Here is a 3313-nt window from a genome sequence, read left to right as displayed (position 1 = left end):
TGCCTATGCAGGAACTCAAACTCGTGCAGGAAGTTTGAAAAAGGACTAAAATGATGGGGAAGGCTGGGCAACCAGTCTTTTTCGATGTTTATAGATTAGTTAGGCAAGTAAGCTAGGATAGGAATCTTTTTGGCGCTAAGATTTTAAGAGAAGAGACTGCAAGAATGGGTTAGTTTATGATAAAATAGAAGTCTAATACTCTGCGAAAATCTCTTCAAACCGCGTCAGCTCTATCTGCAACCTCAAAACAGTGTTTTGAGCAACCTACGGCTAACTTCCTGGTTTGCTCTTTGATTTTCATTGAGTAGAAGAAGCGAATGAAGAGAGTAAGATGAAAGAAGCTATAATTGAGTGGAAGGATTTCTCTTTCCGGTATGAAACACAACAAGAACCGACCTTGCAAGGGGTAGGCTTGACCATTTACAAGGGAGAGAAAGTCTTAATTGTTGGGCCATCTGGGTCAGGTAAATCTACCTTGGGTCAGTGTTTAAATGGAATCATTCCAAATATTTACAAGGGTCAGATGTCTGGAGAATTTTTGATTAAGGGGCAAGCGGCCTTTGATATGAGCATCTACGATAAATCTCATTTAGTCAGTACAGTTTTGCAGGATACAGATGGGCAGTTTATCGGTCTGTCTGTGGCAGAAGATTTGGCTTTTGCTCTGGAAAATGATGTGACAGCCCTAGATGAGATGAAAAATCGTGTTTATAAATGGGCTGAAAAGCTGGACCTTCTTCCTTTACTGTCTCAGCGTCCTCAGGATTTGTCAGGTGGACAAAAGCAGCGGGTCAGTCTGGCTGGTGTCTTGATTGATGAAAGTCCGATTCTTTTGTTTGATGAGCCGCTCGCCAATCTGGATCCCAAGTCAGGTCAGGATATTATCGAATTGATTGACCAGATTCATAAGGAGGAGGGGACGACGACCCTTATTATTGAGCACCGTTTGGAGGACGTTCTGCATCGTCCTGTGGATCGGATTGTCTTGATAAACGATGGTCGTATCCTCTTTAATGGGAGTCCTGACCAGTTACTGGCGACTGATTTATTGACACAAAATGGAATTCGAGAACCCCTTTATCTAACCACTTTACGTCAATTGGGTGTGGATTTAGCTAAAGAAGAACAATTAGCAAATTTGGACAACTTGTCTATCTCAAAAGGTCAGGTTCAGCTACAGAATGAACTGGCAAAAGAAACCCAAGAATTGCAGTCACTCTTTAGACTAGAGGAAGTATCTTTTTCTTATGATGATAGACCGATTTTAAAATCCCTACATTTAGATATTAAAAAGGGTGAAAAGATTGCCATTGTCGGGAAAAATGGGGCTGGGAAATCAACTTTAGCCAAGGCCTTAAGTAGCTTTATTCAGACGGAAGGCCGCTATCTTTGGGAAGGACAGGATATCAAAGGAGATTCTGTTGCAGAGCGGGCGGAACGAGTAGGCTATGTGCTGCAAAATCCCAATCAAATGATTTCAACCAATATGATTTTTGATGAGGTGGCTCTGGGACTACGTTTGCGAGGTGTGGACGAGCAGGAAATTGAAACGAGAGTCTATGAAACCTTGAAAATCTGTGGTCTTTATGAATTCCGTAATTGGCCTATTTCTGCCCTGTCATTTGGTCAGAAAAAACGTGTCACCATTGCTTCAATTTTAGTTTTAGGAGCTGAAATTATCCTCCTAGATGAACCGACAGCTGGTCAAGACCAGAAGAACTATACTGAGATTATGGAATTTCTTGAAGAACTGCATCAAAAAGGGCATACGATTGTCATGATTACTCATGATATGCAATTGATGCTGGATTATTCAGACCGAGCCCTTGTTATGGTGGATGGGGAATTGATTGCCGATACTGATCCAGCTAGTCTGTTGAGCAATCCTGAGCTGTTAGTAAAAGCCAACCTAAAAGAAACTTCTATCTTCAACTTGGCCAAGAAATTAGACGTGGATCCACTTGCTTTAACGGCATTTTACAAAGAAAGGAGAGAAGGATGCAAGCTAAATTAATCGGTTACCAGCATAGAGATACTGTGATTCATCGCTTGTCAGGAGCTGGGAAACTTCTCTTTTTCATTCTCGTGTCATTGGCGGCCATGATCAGCTATGATACCAGACTGCTTGTTCTGATTGCCATCTTTTCGCTCTTTCTCCTCTATTTGTCAGAAATCCGCTTTAAAGATGTTTCTTTTGTGGCAATTTTTGCGACGGTATTTGCTATTTTGAATGTCTTGATGGTCTATCTCTTTTCTCCTGAATATGGGGTTGGACTTTACGGAGAGAGAAGTGTGATTTGGCAGGGAATCGGTGCCTACACTCTGACCAGTCAAGAGCTCTTTTATCTGCTAAATTTGGCTATTAAGTACCTTTGCACTATTCCTCTGGCTATTATCTTTTTGATGACAACCCACCCTAGTCAGTTTGCTTCCAGTTTAAATCAAATTGGGGTATCTTACAAAATTGCCTATTCTGTTAGTTTGACCTTGCGTTATATTCCAGATTTACAGGAAGAATTCTTTACCATCAAGATGTCTCAGGAAGCGCGTGGGATGGAATTATCCAAGAAAGCTTCGCTTATGCAACGAATCAAAGGCAATCTGCGCATTATCACTCCCTTGATTTTTAGCTCGCTAGAACGCATTGATACCATCGCTACAGCCATGGAGCTTCGGCGCTTTGGGAAAGAGAAAAAACGCACTTGGTATAGTTATCAGGCCTTGAAAAAAGGAGACTATCTTACATTGTTCTTGGCAGCCTTGTTTTTAGTAGCTAGTTTACTACTTATCTTGCAGAATCAGGGACGATTTTACAACCCTTGGAAATAGCTTGAAAAAATCGAAAAAATCAAGTCGTTTCTATTGACAATGATTCTGAAAGTGTTATACTAAGAAAGTAGTTTCGCTGATTTACTTCAAACCTGTTGTGAGGTAAGTTAACGATGCCTTAACCACGCTGTTTGCTGAGCTTGACTCCGGGCAGTGTGGCTATTTTTTTGCAATGGTGAAAGGAAACAAGTCATGACAAATCACATTGTATTATTTGAACCTCAAATTCCACAAAATACAGGCAATATTGCGCGTACTTGCGCTGCGACCAATTCTCCCCTCCACATCATCAAGCCAATGGGCTTTCCTATTGACGACCGCAAGATGAAGCGAGCTGGATTGGATTATTGGGATAAACTAGAGATTTATTTTTACGAGAGTTTGGAGGATTTCATGTCTCATATGAAGGGCAAACTCTATCTGATCTCAAAATTTGCTGAGAAAGTGTATTCTGATGTGGATTTATCGACTGACGAGGACCATT

At 41.1% G+C, this 3313-nt stretch carries 3 protein-coding genes; all 3 read left to right on the top strand.

Going from position 1 to position 3313, the window contains the following annotated elements; all coding sequences use genetic code 11:
• Nucleotides 1-331: 331 nt before the first annotated feature.
• Nucleotides 332-2014, top strand: a complete 1683-nt coding sequence (locus SMIDD26_RS08730) for an ABC transporter ATP-binding protein (protein WP_061439850.1) — start codon at nucleotides 332-334, stop codon at nucleotides 2012-2014.
• The gene (locus SMIDD26_RS08725) at nucleotides 1999-2829 is read left to right on the top strand and encodes an energy-coupling factor transporter transmembrane component T family protein (protein ID WP_061439849.1); all 831 of its coding nucleotides are present in this window, start codon (nucleotides 1999-2001) and stop codon (nucleotides 2827-2829) included. Before SMIDD26_RS08730 ends, SMIDD26_RS08725 begins: the two co-directional genes overlap by 16 nt.
• Before the next feature lie 192 nt (nucleotides 2830-3021).
• A partial coding sequence (locus SMIDD26_RS08720) for a tRNA (cytidine(34)-2'-O)-methyltransferase (RefSeq protein ID WP_167747507.1) occupies nucleotides 3022-3313 on the top strand: 292 nt, incomplete at its 3' end.

Source organism: Streptococcus mitis (genome assembly GCF_001579035.1).
In the GTDB taxonomy this organism is placed as follows: Bacteria; Bacillota; Bacilli; order Lactobacillales; family Streptococcaceae; genus Streptococcus; species Streptococcus mitis_J.
The sequence above is the reverse complement of the archived record's forward strand: the minus strand, read 5'-3'. Positions and strand labels throughout refer to the sequence as shown.

Bases quoted from the DNA above. Each gene is read 5' to 3' on its own strand.
- SMIDD26_RS08730 (WP_061439850.1), top strand. From the start codon at position 332: ATGAAAGAAGCTATAATTGAGTGGAAGGATTTCTCTTTCCGGTATGAA.
- SMIDD26_RS08725 (WP_061439849.1), top strand. From the start codon at position 1,999: ATGCAAGCTAAATTAATCGGTTACCAGCATAGAGATACTGTGATTCAT.